This window comes from Nocardia sp. NPDC058640 (assembly GCF_042716995.1).
GTDB lineage: Bacteria > Actinomycetota > Actinomycetes > Mycobacteriales > Mycobacteriaceae > Nocardia.
In genome coordinates this window covers 8,727-34,340 of the sequence record NZ_JBHXRG010000032.1, presented here as the reverse complement: position 1 = coordinate 34,340, position 25,614 = coordinate 8,727, and the positions used below count along the sequence as shown (strand labels likewise).

Here is a 25,614-nt window from a genome sequence, read left to right as displayed (position 1 = left end):
GTAGTTCGGCGGCGAGGTGGTCCAGATGAGGATCGGTCATCACGGTGAGGTGGTTGCCGGGGACTTCGATTGTGTGGACGGATGGAGTGAAGGCGCGCCAACCGTTGGTAGGGCTGTCGGAGTGGCTACCCAGTGTTCGGTGCACGGCCGCGAGGTCGCCGGGAGTGGATCGGTGGCTTTGACCAGGACTATCGGGATCGGGGTCGGTTGGATGGTGTAGCGGGCCGCGGCGAGCACATGGGCGCGGAACACCGCATACATGCGCTGAACGATGCGTTCGGCGTCGCGGTCGGGGAGCAGTCCCGCGGTGGTGGCCTCAGCGACGATCGCCGTGAACAGTGCGTCGGGATCGGTGGTCGCGGAGAGATCTTCGCTGTTGAGGAAGTCGCTGGTGGTGGGGTTGGCTCCCCACATGAGGTCCATGAAGAACCAGCGGATGAGTTCGGGCTCGGTGACCGGCAGGTCCGCGGTGGCATCGGCGACGATCGTGTCGATCATGATCAGCTGGCTGACCTCGGGCGCACCCAGCTGGCGTGCCATCTCGTAGACGATGTATCCACCGAACGACCAGCCGCCAAGCAGATAGGGTCCGGACGGCTGCACGGAGCGGATGGCGCGCACATAGTTTTCAGCGAGTGCTTCGACAGTGTCGAGTGGTTGGCTGTCTGGAGTGAAACCAGGCGCTTGGAGGCCATAGACGGGACGCTCGCCGGGCAGTCGTTGTGCCAGGGCAACGTAGGGCATGATGCTTCCGCCGATGGGGTGGACCAGGAACAGAGGATGGCCGGTACCCTCGCGTAACAACGTCGCGCTGACCGAATCAGGTTGCACACCACTGTGTTTGGCGCTGATCAAGGCGGCGATGTGCGCCGGAGTCGGTGCGACCAGGAATTGGTCGAGCCCGATCTCCACGCCGAACTGGCGTTGAACGGAGAGCGCGATATGCAGTGCTGCAATGGAATTGCCGCCGCCGGCGAAGAAGTCGGTGTCGGGCCCGAACTCGCCCACGCCCACCGCGGCGGTGAACGCTTCGGCAACCCGCTTGGTCAGACTGTCGGGCTGGGTGGGCGCTTCGGCGGGAGCAATGTCGGCGGCGGCCAGTTCACGCAGCCGCCGGTCGTCGCGTTTACCGCTTGCGGTGCGTGGCAAAGCGTCGATGACATGGATTCGAGCGGGGACCATGTAGTGCGGCAACTGTGCGCGAAGCGAGGCCTGAATGCTGACGAGGTCGGTCCCGGCTACGGTGCCGGCCAGAAAGGCTTCGAGGATGGTCTGCCCGTCAGGGACGGCTCGCGTCACGACAGCGTGATGTGTAGCGGTGGGCGCGCTGACTGCCAGTGCTGCTTCTACCTCGGCGGTCTCGACGCGGAACCCGCGAATCTTGACTTGGCCATCGACACGGCCGACCATACGGACGTCCCCCTCGGGCGAACGAACCGCGAGGTCACCGGTGCGATACATCACGGTGCCGCGCGGGGCGGCGAGAAACCGCTGCGCGGTCAGGCCGGGCCGGTTGAGGTATCCCCGTGCGACACCTAGTCCGGTCAGATAGATCTCGCCGGTAGCGTTCGCGTGCACGGGCCTGAGCTGATCGTCGAGAATGTGGACATCCAGTCCGGCGATCGGCTGGCCGATAGCCGGTTGTGTGGGGTACTCCGCAGCACATCCGTGGAGCAGATTGCTCAGTGCGACATGGGTTTCCGTCGGGCCGTACTGGTTGTCGAGAGTGACCGCGGGGTTGGCGGCGCATAACTCGCGGATTTCGTCGGTGATCCTGAGCTGTTCGCCTGAGGACACGATCGTCATCAGGCCAACGGGGTAGGTCTGGGTAGCCTTGGCGGCGGCAGCCAGGGACTGCAGCGCCACAAAGGGCAGGAAAACGCGGTCGACCTGTTCGCTCGTCAATACCCGCAGTAGCTGGCGAGGGTCGGTGCGCTGCTGGGTCGACATGAGTCGTAATGTCGCGCCACTGCACAAGGTGGAGAAGATCTCCTGGAACGACACGTCGAACGTCAGCGGCGCGAGTTGCGCTGTGCAGCGGCCAACGCCAGTGGAATTGCGTTGGGTTGATTCAAGATTCGCCAGTCCGTGGTGGTGCATCGCTACGCCCTTGGGCTCGCCCGTTGACCCGGAGGTGAACAGAACGTAGGCCAGGTCGCTGGGCGACAGTGCCGGTGGAAGTGATGAGTCGTGGTGGTCCGTCGTTGGTGTGATGAGGGCGTGGCCGTCGTGGTCGTCGATGATGAACTCGGGTCCGGCGATGGCGAGCATCGCCGTGCTCCGCGACTGCGGGGAATCGGGGTCGATCGGGACTGCGGCCGCGCCCGCTCGAAGTGTGGCTAGCAAGACCGCGATCTGTTCCCGGGAACGACTCATCCTCAGTGCGATGCGGTGCCCGCGCTGCACACCGCGTCGGTGTAGCTGTAGGCGCGCTTGGTCAACGTGTGCGGCCAGGTCCGCATACGTCCAGTTCCCGTGGTCATCAGCCAATGCGACGGCGTCAGGGAAGAGCGCGCACGCATGGTCGAAACGCTCCATCACGTTGGTAGTCGCGAAATTGGTTGGTGCGCAACCTGGTTCCCGCAGAATGGTCCCTAATGCGTGAGTGAAGGCGCGGACGTAGTCGTGGCGTTGCCGCTCGGTCACCCCATTAGGCGCCGCGCCGAGATTGAGCTGAAGTTGGTGACTGGCGGGGTGGACCGCGGCGGTCACCATCAGCGCGAAGCTGGTCTCCTCGTAGGCAGTGAACGCGTCCAACGTGATCGCGTCAGTGTCAAGTAGTTCGCTGACTTGCCGGTAGTTGACGTAGTTGAAGGCAGTGTCGAATAGGTCGCCGTGCTGATCGAGGATCGCCTGCAGCGGGTATCGCCGATGTGGCCGAGCGGTGGCCTCCGCAGTGCGAACCTGGTGGACTGCCTGGTCCCACGTGGTCACCGACCGCGTGAACCGGACGGGAACGGTGTTGAGGAACATTCCCGCGACGGACTCGATCCCCGGCATGGCCGGGCGCGCGTGGGTCACCATGCCGGTGACCAGTTCGTCGGTGCCCGTGAGGTGACCCATGGCCCAGCAGTGCGCGGTCAGCAGCACGCTCTTCGCTGGAATGCCGCGTTGCGCGGTGACTGCGAACAGGCCGTCGGCGAACCAGCGCGGCAAGGTCGCTGTCGTGGTGGTTGTCCCGGTAGCCCGAACGGGCTCATGCGCCAGCGCCGACTCGAGCCTCGACGGGACGGCGCCGGTGAGGTACGAGCGCCAATACCGTTGCGCCGCGCCGTCGGCGATGCAGTCCTGCTGAGCGCGAACGAATTCCGAGAGGGGTGTCGTGGGAGAGGGTGTCAGGTCGGAAGGCGCGGGGACTTGGCCGATTTCGTACAGGTAGGTCTGGAGGAGCTCGGAGATCACGGTGGCCGCGCTCCACCCATCGAGGATCGCGTGGTGGAAGCTGAACGTGATGGATACGGCGTCGCCAGCGCCGGGGCATACACGGAGTCGCCACAGCGGAGCTGCGGTGATGTCGTAGGGGTAGGTCCGCATTGTCTCGGCGTGATCGTCGACGAGCTCATCGACAATCACTAACGGCGTCGGGACTTGTCGACGCACGATCTGCACGGGCTGGCTATAGCTGACCAGATCAAAACTCGATCGCAGCGCCGGATGGCGCGCAGTGATGCTTTCGGTGGCCTCGGCGAAGGCTTCCGGCTTCCATGGCATCGTCAGCTGGTAGCGGAAGACGTCCTTGTACTTGCTCGAATGGCGTTCTTGCAGAGCGTGATACAGCATTCCCAGTTGCATCGACGATGCTGGGAACGCGTCCTCGGAGTGGGCGAGGATCGCGCGATCAGTGATCGGAACGAGGCCAAGTCGCGTCGGCAACGCAGCTGCCGGAGCGGTGACAGTCTGGTGTTCGACGAGACGGGCCCAGTGCCGAATCGTTGGTTGATCAGCGAGTTGCTCGAGATCGATGGACAAGTGACGGCTTTCGATCGCGGCGCGCAGTCGCAAGATCTGAAGTGAATCTCCGCCGGCACCGAAGAAGTCAGTGTCGAGGTCGGAAGGTCGCGCACCCATCACCTCGTGCCAGGCGTCGGCCAGCAGGACCTCGGTCTCGGTGGTGGGCGCGGTCATTTGACGCAGCGGAGGCAGGTCGCGTCGGAGCCGCGATAGTGCTGCACGGTCAGCTTTGCCGTTGTGGGTGACGGGGATAGACGTCACGGGCACCAGAACCGGGATAGCGAACGCGGGAAGACGGTCGCGCAAGAACTGTTCGACCGCAGCAGTATTTGCTGAGCCTCGGTAGTAGCCGACCAGGCCGTTGTCCCCGTTGGCATTCGGTTCGTTGAACACGGCCGCAGCGCTCACGTCTGGCGCTGCGGCGAGTACGGCGCGGACCTCACCCAGGGCGATGCGATTGCCACGAATCTTGACTTGGTCGTCGAACCGGCCGAGATACTCGAGATTTCCGTCAGCGCGCCAGCGAACCCAGTCGCCGGTCCGGTATCGGCGGCCGCCGGCAACGGTGTCGTCGTCAACGAAGGCAGCAGCGGATTCGATGGGGCGCTCGTGGTAGCCGCGCGCCAGACCGACGCCGACGATGTTGAGCTCTCCCGGTGCGCCGAGCGGGGCTCGTCGTCCGGTCCGATCCAGGACGAGGAGTTCGATGTTGTCGATCGGCGTGCCGATCGGAACGACGTCGATCGATGTCGCCATGTCAGCGGTGACCTCGAAGGAGGACACGTCGACGGTGGCCTCGGTAGGTCCGTACAGGTTAGCGAGCAGTGTCTTTCCTAGCCCTAACTGGCTGAACAGCTCACCGAATCTGCGGACTGAGGCAGCTTGCAGCGCCTCGCCGCTGCACACGATCAGGCGTAGCGAACGCAGTATGGGGGTTCGGTGACGTGCTACTTCATCGAGGAAGGCATCGAACATCGATGGCACGAAATGGAGGACGGTGACCCCGTCGCGAGCAATGGTGTCGACAATTTTGCGCGGGTCAGTGTGGGCGTTGTCGGGCAGAATAGACATTTGCGCTCCGGCGTGCAGCGGCCATATCAGCTCCCATACCGACACGTCAAAGGTGAATGGAGTCTTGTGCAAGACAACATCATCGCGGGTCAGCTGGTATCGGCGTTGCATCCACTGCAGCCGGTTGACGGCGGCTCGGTGTTCGACCATGACGCCTTTGGGGCGTCCGGTCGTTCCCGAGGTGTAGATCATGTAGGCGAGGTCGTCGGGTTCGACCGCAACTGATGGGAGATGCGCCCGGTCTCGGGTGGGCGAGGGTGAGACCACCTCAGCTATTTCATTCACGTCGGTGACGAGGGCAGCGTCGGTGATGACGAATCGTGCACCGCTGTCAGTGATCAATTGCTTGATTCGTGCGACGGGATAGTCGGGTGAGATCGGCACGTAGGCACAGCCCGCGGCCTGTACCGCGTGGACGGCGACGACGAGCTCCGCAGTTCGACGCAGCACGACCACAACGAATTCTCCTGCTGCTACACCTTTTTCCTGCAGAGTGGCGGCGAGGTTGTGTACTCGACGCCCGAACTCGGCGTAACTGCACTGCTCAGGTTCTCCCGCGGCCGACATCGTGCGAAGCGCGGTGCGTTCGGAATAGGTACGCACTGCCTGATCGGTCAGGCTTGCGAGAGTGTCGTTGGGGGCGAGTCCGACTACCGTTCCTTGTTCGAACATGTTGAGCGCATGGGTATCCCGGCGGTTCGGTGCGCCCAGTACGGTGACAGGAGCGTGGGGAGTGCTGATAGTGGTGGCGATGGTGGACAGGACCGCGCCGACGGCGTCTGTGATCGACAGGTGGGTGTCGAAAACGTCGCCGGCGTAAAATACGTCGACGTCGACGGTGCCGTCGTATGCGTACTCGTTGACGATGATGTTTACCGCGTCCATCGCGTAGCCTGCGGTCACCGTGGTGACGTCGTCACGGATGGCCGCGAAGTGCTGGTCGGTGGGGAATTTGTTATAGGTCAGTCGCACATCGAACAGCGCTGTCGTCTCGGGCGAGGCGGTCCGCACTGCGCGAGCGAGGTCTCCATAGGGAAGCCGTTGTCGATCTTGCAGATCGTGTAATTGGTGAGCGACATCGTCAACGAGGTCGCCGACCGTCGCGAATGAGGCAAGTGCGATGTGAACGGGCAGAATATTGGCGAATTCGCCAACCGTTGTCAGCGTTGCGGCGGAGTCACGGTTGAGCAGGGTGACACCCACGATGCTGTCGCCGACCGGATGCACGCGGTTGAGGTAGACCCCGATCGCGGTGACAACGCGTGCGACGAGTGACCCGGCCCGCAGCGTCGGTGCCACGTCATTCGCGCTCAAACGCAGATTGTGTCGACCGATCGCAGACCGGGGCGCCAGGGTCTTGCGCGTGAACAGCGCGGGGGAGAGGGCAGCGAACCGAGTGGTCAAAGCTTCGAGATCGCTGTGATAGGCGGCAGATTCACGGTAGGCCTGCCAGTCATCGATGGCTGCCAGATAGCTTGTTGTGGGTGTGAGTCCGTGCGTGGTGCCGAAGTAGCCGCCGATCAACTCGCTAACCACTAGGGAAACTGACCATCCGTCGAGTGCCGCATGGTGGAACCGGAGCACCACGACGAGTGAGTCGCTACGGTCCCGCGCGATGGCGAATTCGGTGAGCGGTCCATCGGCTGGCAACGCAGCTTCGGCGAGGTCGCCGATCCAGGCTGCGAATGCCGCTCGAGGATGTGGGTGGTCGGTGAAGTCGACGAACTCGATGTGTTCAGGAACCGTCCGCAAGCGTTGCCTCGGTGCGACGGTGTCGGTGAGTTCGATTCGGAGCGCGTCGTGGCGGCGATAGAGGTCGCGGATTCCCGACGCGAGGCGATCGACGTCGGTCGCGCCGATGATGCGTAGGTGCTGCAACGACTGCACAACCGGACGGTCAGGAAGCAGCGCACCGGCAGCCACCAGGTCTGTTTGGTAGGGCATCAGCGGCCAGTCCTGTGGCGTCGGCGCCGCATTTGCCTTTCCGACGTGGTGTACCGGGTTGGCATTCGCCGAATCGAGGTAGGTCGCCAGCGCAGTGGGCGTGGGGTACTCGCTCATGTCGCGAACGCGCACCTCGACACCGAGTGCGGCGCGCAGCCGCGTCCGGATATTGACTGCCGCTAGGGAATCGACACCGAGGGACTTGAAGGAACGGTCGACATCGAGTGTCGCCGCCGGGGTATAACCCAGAATCTGCGCGACCACCGAACGCACCTGGTTCAGGGTCGTGTGATCCGACGGCCGCTCCACGACGGTGTACTCGGCTGCCGGTACATGCCGAGAGCTACCGTCCCAGGAGCGGACATTGAGCCTGGCGACACCGTCATCGGGCATCATCCAAAAGCGTTTGCGATCAAAGGGATACGTCGGAAGTATGACAGCCGAGCCACCGCAGTGGGTCAGGTAGTCGGCCCAGTCGATGTCCACGCCTGCGCGGTAGAGCTCGGCGGCGCTGAGGAGCATTTTGTCGATGCCGCCGTGATCGCGTTTGAGCGTGCCGATGGCGAGCACTGGCTCGGCGTCGGCGTCGGCGTTGATGATCTCGTTGATCCCTGCGGCCAGGACGGGGTGGGGGCTCACTTCTATGAACACGCGATGTCCGGCGCGGTACGCGGCGGCGACCGCGAGGTCGAAGCGCACCGTCTGCCGCGCGTTGGCGAACCAGTAATCGGCGACCAGGTCACTGCCGGCGACAGCATTTCCGGTCACAGGCGAGAAATAGGTGATAGTCGAGTCGCGCGGTGAGAGCGAGGCGAGTGCAGCGCGGATCGGGTCAATGAGTTCGTCGACGTGTGTTGAATGCGACGGCATCGGCACCGGCACAACCCGTGCGTCGATGTGTTTGTCCGCGCATTCGGCCAGCAAGGCCTCGATAGCGGCGCTTGACCCTGAGACAACGGTGGACTCTGGCCCATTCACGCACGCGATGCCCAAGCCATAGGGTGTCACCAAAGCTGTCGCCGCAGTGAGTGACAAAGGCAGCGAGACCATCGCACCGCGGCCGGTGATCGCCGACATCACCGCACCGCGGCGCGCGATCGTCATTGTGGCGTCGCGTAGATCGAGAATTCCCGCGATATGCGCTGCGGCGACTTCGCCCTGGGAATGTCCGATCACCGCACTCGGCGTGACGCCCAGTGACTCCCACACCCGAGCCAGCCCGACCATGACCGTGAACAGCACCGGTTGGGTGACCTCGACCCGGTCGAGGTCTGCCGCGTCCGGCTGTTCACGTAGAACGTCCAGCACCGACCAGTCAAGGAATTCAGCGAAAGCGTTCGAGCACTCCTTGACCGCATCGTAGAAGATCGGCGAGGTTGCGAGCAGCTCTTGCGCCATGGACGCCCACTGCGATCCCTGGCCGGGAAAGACAAGGACGGCGCCGGATGTCCTGGGCATCGTGGCCTGTTGGCCGAGTACGTCGTCGGCGATGAGATCGAGGCGTTGGGCGAGTTGAACAGTGTCGCGGCCGACCACGACAGCTCGATGCTGGAATTGCGAGCGGCCGAACGTCATCGTGTGCGCGACGTCCGTCGGCGCCACATCAGGCTTGGCACGCAAGTGGGCCGCCAGACGGGCCGCGTTCGCGCGCATTGCGGCATCGGTTTTGCCGGTGACGACGATCGGCACCGGACGACCGATCCCAGGTGAAGGGAGTGCGGAGGGCGCCTGCTCGAGGATGAGATGGCAGTTCACCCCAGAGATCCCGTTGGCCGACACACCGCCCCTGCGCGGGTTCGCACCACTTGGCCATGGGGTGACGGTGTCGAGGACCCGCAGACTGTCTGGATGCGTGATCGCGCTGCCCTGGCGGAAATGTGCCGTCGGTGGGAGCATGCCGCGACGGATGGACTCGACCATCTTGATCACCCCAGCGACCCCGGACGCGGCCTGGGTATGGCCGAAGTTGCCCTTCAGTGACCCGATCAACAGCGGGTGTCCGGGCTCGCGGTGGACTCCGTATGCCCGCGCGAGTGCGGCGATCTCGATCGGGTCGCCGGTCACAGTTCCGGTGCCGTGCGCTTCCACAGCATCGATGTCGGCGGCGGTCAGCCCGGCGCCGCGCAGGGCGCGGGCGATGGCGGTTTCCTGTGCAGCCTGGCTGGGCATCGTCAGCGTTGCCGACGCCCCGTCGGAGACAACGGCACTGCCGCGCAGGACAGCGAGGACAGGGCGGCGATCGCGGATCGCGTCCGACAGTCGCGCCATGAGAACAACACCGGCGCCCTCGCCGAGCCCGAACCCGGCCGCACCCGCGGAGAACGGGCGAGTGCGGCCGTCATCGGCAAGCACGCGCATCAGCGAGAACCCGACCATGATGCTGGGGGAGGCGTGCACGGTCGCGCCTCCGGCTAGAGCCAAGTTGCACTCGCCCGCGCGCAGCGCTTGGGCGGCTGTATGAATCGCGACCAGCGAGGAGGAGCAGGCCGTGTCAATGCTGAGAGCAGGTCCGCGCAGCCCGAGTGCGTAGGCGACCCGACCACTCGCGACACTGGCAGTCGTGCCGGTGTCGAGATAGCCGCGACAGAGTTCGAGATCGGCCAGGCGCGGACCGTATTCCTGCTGAATGACCCCGAAGTAGACGCCGGTGTCAGATCCCACCAGCGCGTCCGCGGAGACTCCGGCCCCCTCGATCGCTTCCCATGACGTCTCCAGCAGCAGGCGTTGCTGGGGGTCCATCGCGAGCGCTTCGCGCGGACTGATGCCGAAGAAGTCGGCGTCAAAGGCATCAGCATCGGCCAGGAAGCTGCCGAACTCGGTAGCGACCGTGCCCCGTCGGCGTGCGTCGCCGATCAGCCGAGCGATATCCCAACCTCGATTGGTTGGTAGCGCGACGGTGGCATCGGCACCGTCGACCATGAAACGCCACATCGCGTCGATGGTGTTCACGCCACCTCCGTAGCGACAACCCGTTCCGATAATGGCGATGGGCTCTGCCGCGTATGCAGCCTGATTGGGGGTAGACACCGGCCGTGCTCCTAGATGCGTGGAGACCGGCAGGGTGGCCGATCAGCCGCACGCTAGCGACAGCCAGTCATCACTGGGTTAGCCGGTGGTTAATGGCCAGTTATCACTAGTTTGTGGTGCTGTCAAGTCGAAAACTGCCACTCTTTGTGGGCAGCTCGGCGCTTGCTTTACGGTTTGATGAAGATATTTACTTCACGGGGAGCACGGCTCCACCTAAGATCTCCGGTCTGCGTCAATAAGGACCCACTTGAACATGCATCATCCCGCAGGTTTGTCGGGAAGAATTCTCACCGAGACTCCGGCGGCATCCACGTCGCCGCATAGTCGTCCTTCAGGGGACGAAAGCGATCCCGCACCCATACTCCGTCAGGAGCTCGTTGCCGCCGCTGTTCGCGGCCTCGACTCGGTTCCCGCGCTGCTCACCGAACTCGACACAACGCTGTCGCGGTCAGATTCTTTCGGCGCGCGCTACGGAGTTCGTATCCGGGCAGGCGCCAACGAAAACTCATTGCCTTTCAATGTGTTGGCGTCGGACGCGACCCGCGATCTTTGCGACATCTTGAACCAATGTGCGTCTGCGGTCGAAACTGCGTCTGCAGACCTCGCCCCTCGTGGGCCAGCTGCCCAGGCCATCTACATACGTGGGCGACTGCTCGCGGTACCCGACTGTCCCGAAATCCCCACGGAAATGCTAACTCTGGCGGTCGAGGCGATCTTGGCGGCGACGGCGGCCATCGACAGTCCAGGCGACCAGCGCCGCGTCGGCACCTGTCCGTGCGGTGAGCCTCTTGCCATCGATATCCGCACGTCAACAGTCATTTGCGCGCGCTGTGGTCGATCTCGTCCGTACGACAACGGCCGGTCGACGTTGGCGACGACAGTGGCGGAGGTCGTAGCTTCGATCCCTGAGATCGTTGAGCTACTTCCTCGCTTCGTCGGTGCCACGGTGAAGCCTGCCACGTTGCGGCAGTGGGTGGCTCGGGGCAAACTCGAACCGATCTCAGCCCCGTCGCCGGGACCCGCGCGCTATCGCCTCCGCGACGTACTGACTCTTCTCGGGGTCTAGTCGGCGCTCGACTCGGGCCATGATTCCGCTGCCGCATACAACATTTTGGTAATTGCTTGGAAAGTTTCGGGTGGCTAAGATAACCAAGGTCTACCTGCGACTTGCCATGCTGGCGAAAATTGGTTGTCACCAGCACTTGTGAGCATCTGTGGCGTGGAAGTGATTGGCGCGGGCGCAGAGCCCCTTCCGGGCGTATCAAATCAGAACCCATTCAACTTGTCTCACCTGGGAGATCGAATGTCGAAAAAAGATATCGGACTGTACGCGCCCACGCTGGCCAACCATCTGACCTGGGCGCGGGAGCGTGCAGGCCTGACCGCCCCAGCGCTCGATTTGCGAGCCAATGTCAGCGTGAGCCTAATTCGCAAGCTTGAAAGCGGCGAAAAGAAGAATACGAGCGAGCAGACGCTGCGATCGCTCGCGAGCGGACTCGCCCTGACGGGAGCTACTCAGTGGCGCTACCTCAGCGACCTCAACCGCATGCACATCCCCAAGCCGTGGTCGAAGAGCGAAGTCGCCGCGTCCCTGACCGCCGCCGAGCAGGAACAACTTCGGGAGCTGAGCGGCATCGCGGCAGCGTTTTTGAACGAGCGATGGGACATCCTTGGGTCGACCCCGCGCTACGAGGAGCTTTTCCCTGGCATCGGCACCGTAGGTAACGTCGCGCGCTGGCTGTTCAGCGATGCCGGCCGTCGCACCGTGGTCGACTGGGAAGACGAAGCGGCGCAGGTCGCCGCTCTCATGCGCGGTCTGATGGCGCATTTCGACAACCCCGAGTGGGGCAGGGTCTTGATCTCCGAGCTCGGTGACGACGCAGACTTCGATCGGTTGTGGCGCGAGCGAGGTGTGGCCTACGACCGCACCGCTGAGTCTCCGATCTATGTTCGGACGGCCTCGGGACCGATGAAGGTCGTGATGCAGTTCCGGCCGGTGACCGAGCGACCCGACATGGTTCATCTCGCGCTCGCGTTCCCGCAGCCTCCGGTGACCACTGCCGCATAATCGCCATTCTCGTTGCTTGGCTCAGTACCTCATGTAGGGCTGAGTGCGCTCGACTTCTCACTGGAGTACGCAATTGAATACATCAGAAATCTTCGCGCCCACGGCCCCACCCTGCGTAGGCCGACCGGGATTTATCCAAGTCGGAGAACTCCGGCAGTGGTACCAATATCCCGACGCAGTCGCCGCGCGGATGGTCTGTAATGACCTATGCCCGCGCCAAACACTCCTGGCCTGTGCGCGCGCGGCACTGCATGCCGGGGCGTCGCACGGGAATGAAGATCAGGGTGCCGTAGCGGACGGCGTGATTATGGCCGGAGTCGTCTGTCGCGGCGATGCCGCGACGATCGAGGAACTGCGCGACGTGATCGCGGCCGGCGCCGCCAAACCGATCGGTGCGCGCGCCTGCGTGGGGTGTTCTCGTCCCCTCTGCACGCGTCGCCGCCGTAAGGATGGTCACGTTGTGCACGAGTCGAATGGCCGATGTACTGCGTGTCATCGTTCGTGGCGGCGCTCAGCGTGACCGGTGACACCGCTGGTGTGCTGGTTGGTAGCTACCATTGGCCCGGCGGCTCTCCGCCCGCACGCCACTACAGTCAGTCGTCGTGCGATTTCTGACGAAAAAGGGACCAATCCATGCACGCGGCTTCAGTTTCGGACGCAGTATCTGTCGAACTCTTGGGGAAATATCAGTTCCGAATGCCGAGTGGTCATGGAATTTCGTGGACATCGACGCAGTCTGCCTCACTTTTAGCGCTCCTCTTGACTAATGAAGGAAAACACATTTCGAAAACTCAACTCGAGGAAATGTTGTGGCTGAGCGTCGGAAAATCGGTTGGTCCCTCATCGGTAAAAGTCGCGGTCCATACGTTGCGCAAGTACCTCACGCGCGATTTCGGTGCGAATCGGACGGTCTTTCTTATTGAAGGCGGCGCTCGGGGGTACGTTCTGCGCAACGACGGCGATGTCAGGGTCGATTCCTCAGAGTTCGAACGCACTTGGCGCAAGGGAAGCGATGCGGCGTGGCGGGGATCACGCGACGACGCGCTGGCAATGTTTCGCCACGCGATGTCCACCTACCAGGGCGATTTCATCCCAGGTCGGTCGGAAGCATGGGCGGAGGAACATCGGGAGTGGTTGCGCTCCAAAGCAATGCACGCTCTCGAGGTCCTACTCGGCGACGCCTGCCGCCTCCATGACGCAGCCGATGTCATGTATTACGGCCGCAGGATGCTCGAGCTCGATCCCACCGATGAGCGTGCCTTCGTCGCGATGATGGTTACCCATGCGCGCAGACGTGAGCTGGACCAGGTCAAATACTGGTACGAACTCTGCAGGTCCCGGCTGTGGGAAAAATTTGAGGTACCACCCAGCGCCACGACAACCGAAGTATTTATGGATGCGGTAGCAGGGTCGCAGGTGGAATTCGAGAGCGTACTGCCCATGTAGGCCCATGCGCCAGTGCGCATGAATACATTGTCATCACGGTTAATAATGTTTCAGTCTGGCTTAACCGACTCATGATAGAACCATTGACGTGCAGATCGAAGAACAGATGATCCTTGTCCTTGTCGAAGACCTTCGAATCCCGCGCGACCAGTTCACGCGAGACTCGCATCTGGTAGCGGACCTGGGATTCGATTCACTGGCCTACCGCATCGTGCAGTCCGCATTCGAGGCGAGACTTGGTACGCGACTACCTGATGAGCAGGTACGCGCGTGCGAAACCTTGGGCAGCCTGATCGAGTTCGCGCAAACCACGCTTCGCTGACGCCGAGCTCGATAGAGGACTACACCCAAGACCGTGAGTAGGTTCACCGAAGCTCTTGCCCATTCTGCCTCGACCGACACGGGAATGGTTACGGGCGAACCGAATTCGCCCACGCGTAGGTCGTGGGCCGAGATCCGGCACCGGGCGTGCGCTATTGCCGGTGCCCTCGCTCTCGAAGGTGTGGGTCCGGGGTCGCGCGTGGCAATCCTGGTCAGCTCGCCCGTCGACGTGGCACCCCTGATTCAAGCGGTGTGGATGCGACGAGCCGCCTTCACCATGCTGCAACCGCCGACTAGTCGCGCGAACGAGGCGCAGTGGGCAGAGCAGACCGGGGCAACGTTGTCGATGCTGGATGCCCAATGCGTTGTCGTCGACGACTCCAATCAGGATCCGTTCGACGGCGTTCGCGTCCTGCGTGTCGGCGATCTCTCGAGTGGCACCGCGGTTGACCCGTTGGACCCCGACGACGCCGCCCCCGCGTTGCTCCAGCTCTCTTCAGGGTCGACTGGCACCCCTAAAGCGATAGTTATCACCCACCAAAACCTGCACGCGAATATCAAGGCCATGGTCGCGCGATTCGACCTCGACCAGCCCGACCAGGTAGCTGTCTCCTGGCTGCCGCTCTACCACGACATGGGAATGGTCGCGTTCCTGGCACTGCCGATGATGACGGGGATGGACCTGATCAGCGTCACTCCCACCGACTTTCTTGTTCGCCCGTTGTTGTGGGCCGAGCTCATCAGCCGCCATCGCGGAACCTTCACCGCCGCACCGAACTTCGCCTATTCCCTGCTCGGCCAACGACTATCGCGGGTGGAAGACTCCGCCTACGACCTCTCGTCCATGCGCTACGCGGTCAACGGCGCCGAGCCCGTGGATTGTGTGGCGATGGACTGTTTCCAAGCCGAAGCCGACCGATTTGGCTGGCCCGACACGGCCCTCGTCGGCGCGTATGGCATGGCCGAAGCGACCCTGACCATCTCGGCGCCACCGCGGCACGTTGGCCTCACCTCTGAGACAGTCGATCCTGACACGCTCGAACGCAACGCTGTCGCCGTACCCGATCCCAGCGGGCGGCGTCTTGCGCTGCTCAGCGGGCCAGTCGACGGAACCGAAGTCCGCGTCGTTGGCACCGTGGCTGCCATCGAACTCGACTGTAGACAACTGGGCGAGTTCCAGATCCGCGGGGAATCCGTTGCCGCACAGTACATAACGATCGACGGTCTAGTGCACGCCCAGGACGCGCAGGGCTGGTTGTCCACCGGCGACCTCGGCTACCTCACTGAGCACGGCGAAGTAGTGATCTGCGGCCGCCGCAAAGACGTCATCATCGTCTCCGGACGAAACATCTTTCCCACCGACATCGAACGCGCCGTCGAAACTGTCGAGGGCGTTCGCCGCGGAAACGTGGCTGCTGTGTCGCTCAACGCCGGAACTGCGAACGAACGTTTCGCGGTCATGGCCGAAACGACCACTGCTGTAAGTGACCACGATGCGGAACAACTCCGTCGCGCGATCGCCACCGCGGTTCTGCGAACCCTTGGCGTGGCACCCGCACGTATTCTGGTCGCCCCGGCTGGTTCAGTGCCGAAGACAACGTCGGGCAAGCTGCAGCGTGGTCGAGTCAGGGACCTCCTGGCGGGCCCACGCTCGTAGCGCGAAGCTGGCTGTTGGACATCCTCCCTGGACTGTCACACCGCAGTCGATAGTATTAGTGCAGCGGCGGCGTGAAAATGCCGTTATACAACCAGATGTGTGCTCGACTGGGCCGACAACAACGAGGCCGCCCGAATCTGACTGATCGTGGCCGAGTTGGCTGCTGTTAGTTGAATTGTGTTGGCCGCGAGGGATTTCGGGGTGTCGCTGCAGTCAGCCTCTTCATCCTGCCGCTGAACCACGTTTCCCGCAGGCTGATTTGCGCTCCCTCGGCTGCGCAGTGTCGGTGGTGTTCCTGTACTCCAGAGGCCCGTCCGCTTCAGCTCACCCCTTCGCCAGAGTCAGTAACATCATGACCCGCAACACCTGGCCAACGATCACTTCACTCAGGCAGTAGTATCCGAGCATGCACGCAGACATCGACGGGGCACTTCGAATTGGCCAACTGGCAGCGGATTTCGACTGGCAGTGGACCAACGAGAATTCTGATGCCTTCTGTCGCGTTGCACAATTACAGGTCGATCATGAAGTGCCTGATCGGGTGATACTCAAATCGATGTTGACGGTGGACCCGTCGGCCGGGTTCGTACTGTCTTCGAAAGGACTGGTTTCAAGAAAGGGCTCTTCTCCGCACAGCGTCATGCAACTCTATGTAAACGTAACATGAATTGATGGTGGACAGGGCGATTATAGTGCTTTGCCATCACTTCGGGTTAAGTGACCCCGCAGGACTCCGTGTTAATGCTTTGACGATGAAAGGATAAAATATGCAGGGGGATATCGAAGGTGCAGTTCGTGTCGCGAAGATAGCGCGCTCTTTCGAATGGACTTGGGCGCAGCGCGACCTCGAGCGGTTTTGTGCAGAGAATAGTTGGGTGTACCCCGATCAGGGAGCCGATGGCGCTTCGTTCTTGGTAACGAACCTGCGGGTCAATATTAAAAAAGCCAATGTCTTCTGCAATAGGCAATATATCAGAGGTCCTAGTGGGCGCGACGAATCGCTAGAGCGGATAACTGTGTATGTCACCGACATTTCTCGTGTTAAGAATAAGACAGTCGCAGCGTCTCTTTCGGAGTGTATGAACTCGATGGTGGCAGAGCTGACTATAGAATTCGGCGAGCCTACTATCGTCGACCTGGAGCCCAAGCGGATTCGCTGGATCGACCATGACTGCGTCATTAGTCTGCTGCAGCGTGGAACATATATCCTACTAGAGATCCTAAACCCTCGATACTGGATGGAAGTCCAGGATCTTGATGCAGAGTAGTATGGAAAAATTCTACATGGAGTTGTAAAAATATAGAGCGTCGGAAGATTCGCCTGGGAATCGGTGGGGGACGGATTGTTAGTCGTTGCTTAATATTCACGTAGGGCATCCTGATTGTAATCGCCCGTATATTCGGATGGATCGGGTTATTCGTCGCTGACCGTGTTGCGCAAACGCGATGGTATGCCTGGGTGCTGTTGTGTATAGTCCGGCACCACTCGCCGACAGGTCGTGGACCTGCCGGAGATCAAAGCCAGCGCCACCGAACAGCGACTCCGCGCCCACCCGCTGCCCGTGCGGCGCGGACACCCAGCCGGGGGTCGCGGTGTCGGTGCAATACGGCCCGGCACCCACCGCAGCCGCGGTGTTTCTGTACTCCGGGCAGTTCCTGTCGAAACAGCGTGCTGCCACACCCTGCCGAAAGTTCGGGCTCGCGATGTCGCAGGCCACGATCTCAGCGATCAGCCGCCGCGCCGTCGAAGACCTCGACGGATTCCTCGCCCGTGTGGCAGACCAGATCGCCGCAGTCCCCGTGGCGGGTTCGAGGAGACCGGGTTCCGGGTCGACACCAACTGTCGGTGTGCTCACCTGGGCCGCCCGCTGCCGGTGCCGAGATCGACGCGGGCGATCTCGCCGAGCGCGTCGGTCGGTTCCGGTTCGCAGCAGTGCTCGAGGGGCGCGGCAATCTCCGGTCGTGGCGACCAACTCGCTCGCAAACATAACGCGCCTGGCTCGCCGGTTATGAGGCCGCCATGATGACTACCTGCGGTTCACTACGAATCCGCTGGTCCCGGCGGATAACAATGGAGCCGAACATGATATCCGGATGGTCAAACTCCGGCAGAAGGTGTCGGGGTGCCTACGGTCGATGACGGTGCGCAACATTTCGCCGCGTTACGCAGTTACATGTCGACCGCGGCGAAACAGAGCACCCGGAATATCGACGCCCTCATCCAACTGGTTGTGGGCCGTCCTTGACTGCCCGCATAACCTGACCAGTTCCATCTAAATCATGTGGGAATTGACAGTTATGCGTACCCCTCTGGGCGCAATCAAGGGCTTTGAAGATTTATGGGTGCTCGCAGCATTACGGAATGTTCTCTCGTTCACTGAAATGTAGAAACTCTTAGCTCTGACAGCCGCCGACTCGTGAGTATTCGCCGCTGCCTCGGTGACTTATCCGATGGCACGAATGTTCGCCAAATGCTAACCGGTCCTAGTCGGTCCCATTGGCGTGGACGAGGCGCGTGTCTATTTGCATGAACCGATTTGCAGGACAATAATCACGCTCCGCTAATTATGTAGGTGTTAAATGTCAGTAAATGAATTTTCTGTGACCCCAGTGGACCCGTCGACGATTTCGGTTGACGATGCTACTCGGCTGGAGGTGGATCCACTTATACGCCGCCGAAAGATCTCGCTGTTCCGACGAGCTGTTAGGAATGTGAAATATGAAAACGAGGTCTCGCGGTATGGTGTCGATGTATCGAAAATTCCGAGGCATCGGCAAGATCGCGAGGAACACTTTGATGATCTAGCAGCGCAGGCGGAGTTAGATGACGAACTTGCTGGTGGCGATTCGAATCAGGCGCGAGTTAGTCGGTTCCAAAAGCTCTTTGAGCATACAAGGAGGATTCGAGCCGCGCCGAATCAATTAACTGAGGACATCGGACTCAAAGTTGCCGAGCGTGATCTAGAGCAACAGATTCGCGATGCTGGGAACAAACCAGGAGATGGCATACTGGTGACTGGGCGACGAGGTGGGGACACTCTCGATATCGTCGCGATCGTGAATGGGAAGTTGGTTGTAGTCGAAGCGAAGGGGGGTGAGTCGAAATGGCCGAAGCTGGGGACGCGCCTGGTCAAAGACGAGCATGGTAAGTGGCACATTGTTCGTCAAGGGTCGCGGATGTATCTTCGTGACCTATTGCGGGTGGATGAAGAGCTACGGTATCAGTTGACGCTGCACAAGATGACCTTTGGGCATTTGAGCGACGAACTGCATATTCTGGACCAGCTACAGTCTGGTAGTGCCGATATTACTTACTCGGTGGTTCAGGCTCGGGTTCAACGGGGCTTGAAAATCAAGAGGGGGTTACCGCAGCGAGGTCCCGATCGACTTACCGTCACCGGCTATCGCTTCGATATTGGAGAAGCGGGAATTGGTCCGCTTGAGCCGATGACTGGCGGCGACCCCAGGCCCGACAAGGCAACTCGCGATGCTATGCGGGCGCAGGTAAAGCGGGAGCAGATCGCCTGGCCTGGCAAAACTAGTCGTGCGCCACGAGGTCGAGCGGCCGGCGTCGTTGGGGCCGCTGCTGTGGTTGCCGCAGGTGTGTCAGTCGCAAGTGCTGGGAATGCCAGTGGTGAATCAGCGTCGCCAGGTTTAGAGGCATATAGCGGCATGAACTTGAGTGGTTCAGTCCGGACATCCACTGATGACGGTGTCTTGTCCGGATTGAAGGCGACTATCGCCGAGTTTTCGCGAATGGCGACTTCATTTACTAGCTACGTTCAGAATGGTCTGAATGATTTGGCGGTAATGGTTGGAGGTGCTGTCGCGGCGGCGTCGGGGTTTGTGACCGATGTTATTGATTCAGCGGGGGCGCAGGCGATTATCGATAAAGTCTCGGATGACTGGGCTTTTGCGCAGGAGTTGCTGAATATTGCGATGTTGTTTTCGCCGGTGGGGACGGTAGCTGCGGCTATTTCTGCGGCTGTGCCGATTGTTCAGTTGATTGTTGAGCATTGGGACGAGGTTCGGGCTGCGTTTGATTGGGTGTTGAAGAATGTTTTGACGCCGGTGGCTGAGTTCTTTATGACGGCGTTCAAGGTTTATGTTACGCCGTATCGTTTGGCTTTTGATGCGGTGATGGCTGGGTTCAATGGGATGGGTGGGGTTGTTGGTGGTGCGGTTGGTGCGGTGCGGTCGACGGTCGCGGGGATTGTGAAGGCGATTGGTGAGATTTTCCAGCGGCTCGAGATCAATATCGGATTCCCGGTCAACAAGTCGTTCGGGTTGAGGAGTGTCGGTGATGCGATGGTGGCTTGGGCTTCTGAGCGGTTGGCTGACGGTGGTTTGGTGGGTGGGCAAGGCCGGCCCGCGCCGCGTAGGGGGTCCGGCATCGAGGTGATGGCTGTGATCGATCGGTCGGTGTTGCGTGCCGCCCAGGCTGAGGAACGCAAGATCGGGTACGCGTATCGGCCGCCGTTCCTGCACGACGGTGCGTTGCCTCGTACGGATAACGGGCCTGGTCCGCGCACATTTGATGTGCGGGTCGCTGATGTCGACGCGGCGTTCGCGCAGATCCGGATGTTGCAGGCCGTGCAGGATGCGCGGTTCAGCCCGGTTGGCGTGTAGCCAGCAGAGGTAGACAGCGGAAATTCACAAGAGATCGGAAAGGTTGGAAACGATGAGTGATTCGAAACCGCAGGGTGATCCGGATCCGTTGGCTGGCTTCAACATCGAGATCCATCCGGCCTCTTTGGACGGGCTCGGCGATGTACCGGATCAGAAGCTGAAAAGGTTGCGGCGCAAGATAAGAAAGAGCCCCGCATGAGTCCTTCGCGCCGGTCGTCTGCATCCAAACCCACACTGCAACAGGCGAATCCGCCCAGGGCTGACGATCATCCCAGGGGGTACACGGCCACGGCTCGGACACCGAAGAAGCCGATTCGGTCGCGTAAGACCGACGAGCCGAAGCATGGTGCTCCGCCGAAGCCGCCGGCGCACGGTGGGTAACGATGAAGTTCTCACACCCTCGTGATCGGTCCGGGCTGTGCTAGCCGATGGGCATGTTCCTCGCGACACCGTCCTCGCGACAGCCGTCGGGATTCGTCGGCTACACCAGCTGGGCCCGGATCGTATCGGCCCACGTGATGGCCAGCCTGGGGTTACACAAGCCCTACCGGGCCTGGCTCTGCCGGGCCTGAATCGTGACGAAGTAGAAGCAACTGCCGGTGCGAGAATTCAATGACAGGCCTTCGCTGGTAACGCGACGGCGCCTGTTGGTCACTTTGGCTGGACTGTCACACCGGTCCCGATAGTATTAGTGCAGCGGTGGTATGAACAACGCGCTAGACAAACGAATCGGCGCTCATTCGGGCCTAGCCGCAGTCGCTGGAGAACCGGCGCATTCTCATCATCAATCCTCTTGCGACGGCCAATTAATGGCCGTGGAAGGACAACTATGTCTCTCAGCGGCGACCCCCTTTGGTTGGCCGATATCCTGCGCGACGCTGGTCTCACGGTCATTGAGCATGATGGTTGGCGAGACCGCGGACACGGCGATTTCGGCGAGATTCTCGGCGTTCTCTGTCACCACACCGCCGGCGGCGGTACCAATGACTGGCGAATTGTGCAATACGGCCGACCGGATTTGGAAGGTCCGCTGGCACAACTGGTCCTAGAACGCGATGGCAGCTTCCGAGTCATCGCCGCGGGCGTGTGCTGGCATGCTGGCCGAGGCAGCTGGCACGGATGGCCCACTGACAACGCCAACTTTCACACGATCGGTATCGAAGCAGTGTCGCGGGGCGACGGGTCGGACTGGACCGATGTGCAGATCGATGCTTATAAGCGCGGGTGTGCCGCGATCCTGAAACACATCGGCCGAGATGCTGATGACTGTGTCGCGCACCGCGAATACAGCCGCGAAGGAAAAATCGACCCTGCTGGCATTGACATGGACGAATTCCGTGCCGATGTCCAGGCCATCATCAACCAGAAGGACGCGCCAGTGGCTATGACTGACATCAAGCAGATCCAAGACTTCATCGCTGGCTTCTGCGGCCCGATTGGCAGTGATGTCAAAGATATTCGCGAGCAACTGTGCGGCGAGCGTCAGCGTGACGTTGGTGAGTACGGGGGTTGGGCGCAGCTTGGGGGCCGTACAGCAGTCGATGCGCTCGCCGAGATCCTGGTTCGACTCGACCGGATCGAACAACAGCAGCACACAGCTGTCAAACCGTGAGTCTGTGCGTGTGACTCGAATATGTTGGTCACTTCCGCTCGACCTGTCACACGCAGTGCGATACGATAAATCCAGACACAACATGCCACTTCGGCACTGAATGTCTTTAGGCTGAGGGCGGTTTCGCTGCCTTCGCTATTCTTTGCGGCAGACCTCCGATCAAGTGTTTCTATCGCGAATTTCGAGCTTCGCCGCATTCCGCAATCCGGGTATATCTCCTGACAGTCCCAGTCGGAGTGTTGGTGAAGTACTGGCCGGATAATCGTGTCGAACCCGCACCGTGGGCGTGGGTTCGACACGTCCAACCAAAGCGTTCTCAGTCACGCCCTGCCCGGCATGTCTCCCGCAGCTCGATAGCGCGGTGTAGCTGGCTGGACGACGGGGCGCCGGCGGCCTCGTCCGCACCCAAATTGTGTGTGTGGACGAGGCTGCCATCTCCCAAGTTTCTGAAAGGCCTGTCATTGATTACAGTCTTGACCTGTCGAGGCACAGGCGAACCTTACGGATCGAGCAACAATATGTTGGCTCAGGTCACGCGGCATCTTGATCAGTCGCGCTATGAAATCGGTGCCGATGTGGACTATCCCGCCAGTATCGGACCGATGAATCCTCAAAAGAGGATCGATGGGTGCTCGGAAGACTTCTCAGTCGCGGCTGGCGTCGATGCTCTCGCGACTGCGGTGCGGGCGGCCAAGTATCCGGTTGGTTTACTCGGCTACAGCCTCGGCGCCATCGTTGTCTCGCGGTTTCTCGAAGCCAAGGCGCGAGGGGAATTTCCTGAGTGCGACGTGCTGTGGGCAGCCAACATCGCGAACCCGCTACGCAGGTGCGGTGATTCGCTGCTCGGCGACCCGGGCGGTTTCGGGATCAACGGCGAGCACGGGCCGTGGCCCAGCGATGTTCGTACCTGGGAGGTAGCGCACGCGGCCGATGGGATCACCTGTTGTCCAGCGGATTCGCCGTTACGTGCGCTTGCCGATGGAGTCTCGGCGTTCAGTTTCGCTGAGTTGGGTGGCTGGACGAGTGGGCTGGCCGAACGGTTCCGAGCGAATCGGTGGCAGTTGACCCTGCACGCGTGGTCGCGGGGTCCGCTGCGGGAGTGGCGGCAGTGGAGTACGGCCGCGACTTTGATCGATGGTTATGTTCGCGGCGGGCAGCATAACGCCGTGTATCGCGAAGCCGGATATTGCTATCGCTTGGCCGCGGTAATCAATGCGTTTGAATAATTCGAATCTCTGAAATTGCAGAAAGGAATCGAATATGCGAAGTGGTAAAGTCCCCGAGCCAGCACTTGTTCGATCGGTTCTCGTAGCTGTCACCGGCGTGATCGGCTATGCCCTTGGCTGTCAGGTCGATGTGGCGTGGATCGAAACGCTGCTCACGCTGTACGGACTGGCCACACCTGTCATCGCGGGTGTGTTGATCAGGCCGGCGGTTATCCCTTTGGCCGGATCGGCGGGTGAGGTTGGTGTCGAGTTGGCTCAGCCCTGAATTTGTTCAGGCAGTCGGCATTGCCGTCGCGACCGTAATTGGCGCGATCACGGCTTGGCAAGCCCGTGAAGTTGCCAAGTTGCGGGAGCGGGTCGTCGCGCTGGAGAACCAAGCAGTCGATGATCAGCGGCGCTTCCGCGACGCGATCCGCCTGATCCGAGAGTTGCAGCGTCACATCGACGAGTTGCTCGCATTCTTACGCCAACATGTCCCCGGCGAGGAACCTCCGTCGGCCCGATACAAGATCCCCGCGAATCTTCAAGAAGAACTCTGACGCCCACCGACTCGGTGAGGCGTTCCCGAACTGCATGCGGTCGGCCCCCGGAGAACACTCGATACGGTGCGGGTTTCGAGTCTGCCGCATGCTGCGCCCCTTGAGATGCGCCCGTTTCCCGCAGGTGGTCTGCGGTTGAGATGTCGTCGCTGTGTCCAAGGGTCGTAGGTCCCGCCCCCGGCGTCGCCCCTCGCTCGCTGGGGGCGGGACTACCAGCTTCCTCACTTGGGGAGTTTTCGCCTATGACTGAGAGGAGGTGAACTCCATGCTCCCTGTCCTGATTGAGCTGCTTCAGCTGGCCATCGCGCTCGCGCCCGTTGTCCTGCCCTTGCTCGGCCTCTGAAGCTGATGCCGGGGCACTGTTCGCCCGCGGTCCTGGTTGGCGAATGTGGTTATGGCACAGCACTACTTGTTCCCCAACTGGAGTCCCTATGACTGATTCGACGATGTCCATCACCACTACCGACGCCGACCTCGTTTCGCCTGAACCGCCGGAGTCGGCATTTGGCGAACTACGCGTGCAGGTTGAGGTCAGCTACGCACATGACGGTGACGCGGCATGACAAGTCCATATGCGGGTGCTTTCCCGGATTTCGAGCAGTTCATGATCGGGCTGCTCACACCGATCGCGCCGACCGTGAGCTTTTTGCCTGCGCAGGCGAGCCAGCTCGCGTTGCCGCTGATCTGGGTTCGCACCACGGGCGGCACGCTCGATGTCAACGCGATCACCTACCAGGCGAAGGTGCAGGCGGTCGTTTTTCACAGCAGCAGGCAACAGGCGCAGACCATGGCGATTCAGGTGCGCGATGCCTTTCTGAACGCCCCGGCCGCACGCTTCAACGGCGTGCTGGTCGATTACGTAGAGGAAATCGCAGCTGCTGAACCGCGCTTCAGCGCCCCGAATCTGCGTCGCAGCCGCGGGACGAGCGAGTTCCCAGACCTCGACCCGCTGCACCAGATGGTCGAGCTCGCCTTCACCATCGACGCCCGCCGTCAGTAGACGGCATATCACCGGCACTCCCGCATCGTCCCGATCGCGTGCGTGCCTATTCCTTGTCCAGCCCGGTACACCGGGCACATGAATGGAGATTGTCTTGCCTCCCATCTCGTCCACCCCGTTGACCACCCTGAAGGCCGCCCAGCGTCAGCTGCTGCTCAAGCCGCTGGACGCCGCGGTGTTCCTGGCCCCGTGGCCGAACTCGACCCCGGTGACCCCCGGCAGCATGACCGACGCCACCGGCAATCTGCTGCCGCTGCCCGCGTCGTACCACTCCGTCGGCCTGATCGACAAGAAGGCCGGCATCAACTTCGCCCGCGCTGTGACGGCTTCGCCGATCGAGGCCTACGGCGAGATGCAGCCGGTGCGCGATGACATCACCAGCGACATCACCACCATCGAGTTCGAGCCGCAGCAGACCAACCTGCTGAACCTGGCCCTGACCAGCAATGCCAACCTGGCCTCGACCCAGGCCGCGGCCAACGGCGAGGTCGGCTTCTGGCAGCCCGCGACCCCGCAGATCAACTACTACTCCGCGGTCGTGATCGGCAAGGACGGCTCCGACGCCAACCCGATCTACATCTTCAAGATCATGCCGAAGGTCGCCGTCACCAAGTGGGGCGGCGAGCAGTGGACCCCCACCAATCTGATGGGCGAGAAGCTGACCCTGACCGCGTTCAAGGACGACCACCTCGGTTACGCCGTCGCCCACGGCTTCGGTGGCACCGGCTGGCAGAAGATGCTGTCCACGACCGGCTTCAAGTACGCCGTCTCCTCGGTGGTGCCTGCGCCGATCAGCGTGACTCGCGGCTCCACTACCTCCGCACCGATCGTGGTGACCGACCAGTTCGGTGGCGTGCTGCCCAACGCCAACTGTGCCTTCACTCCGGTGGCGGGTACCAACGTGACCGTGTCGGCGGCCGGCTTCGTTACCGCGGCCGCGAACGCCACCTTGGGCAACACCACCATCGGTGTGGTGTACACCCCCACCGGTGGCACCGCGATGGCCTCGGTCAACTGCGTCGTCACTGTTTCCTAGTCGACGGCCCTACAACGTGGTGGCGGGGCGGGGGTCTGAGGGGACGGGACGCGCCCCCGACATGGACAGAGTCGGTGGGGAAGAGGG

18 protein-coding genes are annotated in these 25,614 nt (G+C 61.7%); 17 read left to right on the top strand and 1 reads right to left on the bottom strand.

What is annotated here, in order from left to right; translation table 11 throughout:
- Positions 1 to 39: 39 nt before the first annotated feature.
- Positions 40 to 9,993 (bottom strand): amino acid adenylation domain-containing protein, encoded by a 9,954-nt coding sequence (locus tag ACFWU5_RS24750; protein WP_379269141.1) that lies wholly within the window; start codon positions 9,991 to 9,993, stop codon positions 40 to 42.
- Positions 9,994 to 10,246: 253 nt separating this feature from the next.
- Between ACFWU5_RS24750 and ACFWU5_RS24745 the strand changes: the two genes are divergently transcribed.
- The 17 genes from ACFWU5_RS24745 to ACFWU5_RS24665 all read left to right on the top strand — a co-directional run bounded on the left by ACFWU5_RS24745 (position 10,247) and on the right by ACFWU5_RS24665 (position 25,527).
- On the top strand, positions 10,247 to 11,059 hold the full coding sequence (locus ACFWU5_RS24745; protein ID WP_379247259.1) for a hypothetical protein: 813 nt from the start codon (positions 10,247 to 10,249) through the stop codon (positions 11,057 to 11,059).
- Between the two features lie 237 nt (positions 11,060 to 11,296).
- Positions 11,297 to 12,061 (top strand): helix-turn-helix domain-containing protein, encoded by a 765-nt coding sequence (locus ACFWU5_RS24740; RefSeq protein WP_379247261.1) that lies wholly within the window; start codon positions 11,297 to 11,299, stop codon positions 12,059 to 12,061.
- A 633-nt stretch (positions 12,062 to 12,694) separates the two neighbouring features.
- Positions 12,695 to 13,507, top strand: coding sequence for a BTAD domain-containing putative transcriptional regulator (locus ACFWU5_RS24735; RefSeq protein WP_379269139.1), 813 nt, complete (start codon positions 12,695 to 12,697; stop codon positions 13,505 to 13,507).
- An 88-nt stretch (positions 13,508 to 13,595) separates the two neighbouring features.
- A complete protein-coding gene (locus ACFWU5_RS24730; RefSeq protein ID WP_379247265.1) occupies positions 13,596 to 13,829 on the top strand; it encodes an acyl carrier protein in 234 nt (77 codons plus the stop codon).
- A 33-nt stretch (positions 13,830 to 13,862) separates the two neighbouring features.
- Positions 13,863 to 15,485, top strand: coding sequence for a fatty acyl-AMP ligase (locus tag ACFWU5_RS24725; RefSeq protein ID WP_379247267.1), 1,623 nt, complete (start codon positions 13,863 to 13,865; stop codon positions 15,483 to 15,485).
- Between the two features lie 406 nt (positions 15,486 to 15,891).
- Positions 15,892 to 16,152 carry a hypothetical protein gene (locus ACFWU5_RS24720; RefSeq protein ID WP_379269138.1) on the top strand — a complete coding sequence of 87 codons (261 nt, stop codon included), beginning with the start codon at positions 15,892 to 15,894 and terminating at the stop codon, positions 16,150 to 16,152.
- A gap of 100 nt (positions 16,153 to 16,252) precedes the next feature.
- Positions 16,253 to 16,753, top strand: coding sequence for a DUF6301 family protein (locus tag ACFWU5_RS24715; protein ID WP_379247271.1), 501 nt, complete (start codon positions 16,253 to 16,255; stop codon positions 16,751 to 16,753).
- 763 nt (positions 16,754 to 17,516) lie between these two features.
- Positions 17,517 to 17,762 carry a transposase gene (locus ACFWU5_RS24710; RefSeq protein ID WP_379269152.1) on the top strand — a complete coding sequence of 82 codons (246 nt, stop codon included), beginning with the start codon at positions 17,517 to 17,519 and terminating at the stop codon, positions 17,760 to 17,762.
- 324 nt (positions 17,763 to 18,086) lie between these two features.
- A complete protein-coding gene (locus ACFWU5_RS24705; RefSeq protein ID WP_379269136.1) occupies positions 18,087 to 20,114 on the top strand; it encodes a hypothetical protein in 2,028 nt (675 codons plus the stop codon).
- Between the two features lie 52 nt (positions 20,115 to 20,166).
- Positions 20,167 to 20,313, top strand: coding sequence for a hypothetical protein (locus tag ACFWU5_RS24700; RefSeq protein WP_379247276.1), 147 nt, complete (start codon positions 20,167 to 20,169; stop codon positions 20,311 to 20,313).
- A gap of 630 nt (positions 20,314 to 20,943) precedes the next feature.
- Positions 20,944 to 21,726 carry an N-acetylmuramoyl-L-alanine amidase gene (locus ACFWU5_RS24695; RefSeq protein ID WP_379247278.1) on the top strand — a complete coding sequence of 261 codons (783 nt, stop codon included), beginning with the start codon at positions 20,944 to 20,946 and terminating at the stop codon, positions 21,724 to 21,726.
- 518 nt (positions 21,727 to 22,244) lie between these two features.
- A complete protein-coding gene (locus ACFWU5_RS24690) occupies positions 22,245 to 22,952 on the top strand; it encodes a PE-PPE domain-containing protein (RefSeq protein ID WP_379247280.1) in 708 nt (235 codons plus the stop codon).
- Positions 22,953 to 22,986: 34 nt separating this feature from the next.
- Positions 22,987 to 23,217: a hypothetical protein gene (locus ACFWU5_RS24685; protein ID WP_379247282.1), complete on the top strand. Its 231-nt coding sequence runs from the start codon at positions 22,987 to 22,989 to the stop codon at positions 23,215 to 23,217.
- A complete protein-coding gene (locus ACFWU5_RS24680) occupies positions 23,195 to 23,491 on the top strand; it encodes a hypothetical protein (protein ID WP_379247284.1) in 297 nt (98 codons plus the stop codon). Before ACFWU5_RS24685 ends, ACFWU5_RS24680 begins: the two co-directional genes overlap by 23 nt.
- Positions 23,492 to 23,922: 431 nt before the next feature.
- Positions 23,923 to 24,054: a hypothetical protein gene (locus ACFWU5_RS24675; RefSeq protein WP_379247286.1), complete on the top strand. Its 132-nt coding sequence runs from the start codon at positions 23,923 to 23,925 to the stop codon at positions 24,052 to 24,054.
- Positions 24,055 to 24,095: 41 nt separating this feature from the next.
- Positions 24,096 to 24,491 carry a hypothetical protein gene (locus tag ACFWU5_RS24670; RefSeq protein ID WP_379247287.1) on the top strand — a complete coding sequence of 132 codons (396 nt, stop codon included), beginning with the start codon at positions 24,096 to 24,098 and terminating at the stop codon, positions 24,489 to 24,491.
- A 94-nt stretch (positions 24,492 to 24,585) separates the two neighbouring features.
- Positions 24,586 to 25,527 (top strand): hypothetical protein, encoded by a 942-nt coding sequence (locus ACFWU5_RS24665; protein WP_379247289.1) that lies wholly within the window; start codon positions 24,586 to 24,588, stop codon positions 25,525 to 25,527.
- Positions 25,528 to 25,614 lie beyond the last annotated feature (87 nt).

Excerpts from the sequence above, each read along its gene's own strand:
- ACFWU5_RS24745 (WP_379247259.1), top strand. The coding sequence starts at position 10,247 with ATGCATCATCCCGCAGGTTTGTCGGGAAGAATTCTCACCGAGACTCCG.
- ACFWU5_RS24740 (WP_379247261.1), top strand. The coding sequence starts at position 11,297 with ATGTCGAAAAAAGATATCGGACTGTACGCGCCCACGCTGGCCAACCAT.
- ACFWU5_RS24735 (WP_379269139.1), top strand. The coding sequence starts at position 12,695 with ATGCACGCGGCTTCAGTTTCGGACGCAGTATCTGTCGAACTCTTGGGG.
- ACFWU5_RS24720 (WP_379269138.1), top strand. The coding sequence starts at position 15,892 with ATGCACGCAGACATCGACGGGGCACTTCGAATTGGCCAACTGGCAGCG.
- ACFWU5_RS24715 (WP_379247271.1), top strand. The coding sequence starts at position 16,253 with ATGCAGGGGGATATCGAAGGTGCAGTTCGTGTCGCGAAGATAGCGCGC.
- ACFWU5_RS24700 (WP_379247276.1), top strand. The coding sequence starts at position 20,167 with ATGAGTGATTCGAAACCGCAGGGTGATCCGGATCCGTTGGCTGGCTTC.
- ACFWU5_RS24695 (WP_379247278.1), top strand. The coding sequence starts at position 20,944 with ATGTCTCTCAGCGGCGACCCCCTTTGGTTGGCCGATATCCTGCGCGAC.
- ACFWU5_RS24690 (WP_379247280.1), top strand. The coding sequence starts at position 22,245 with ATGTTGGCTCAGGTCACGCGGCATCTTGATCAGTCGCGCTATGAAATC.
- ACFWU5_RS24685 (WP_379247282.1), top strand. The coding sequence starts at position 22,987 with ATGCGAAGTGGTAAAGTCCCCGAGCCAGCACTTGTTCGATCGGTTCTC.
- ACFWU5_RS24675 (WP_379247286.1), top strand. The coding sequence starts at position 23,923 with ATGACTGATTCGACGATGTCCATCACCACTACCGACGCCGACCTCGTT.
- ACFWU5_RS24670 (WP_379247287.1), top strand. The coding sequence starts at position 24,096 with ATGATCGGGCTGCTCACACCGATCGCGCCGACCGTGAGCTTTTTGCCT.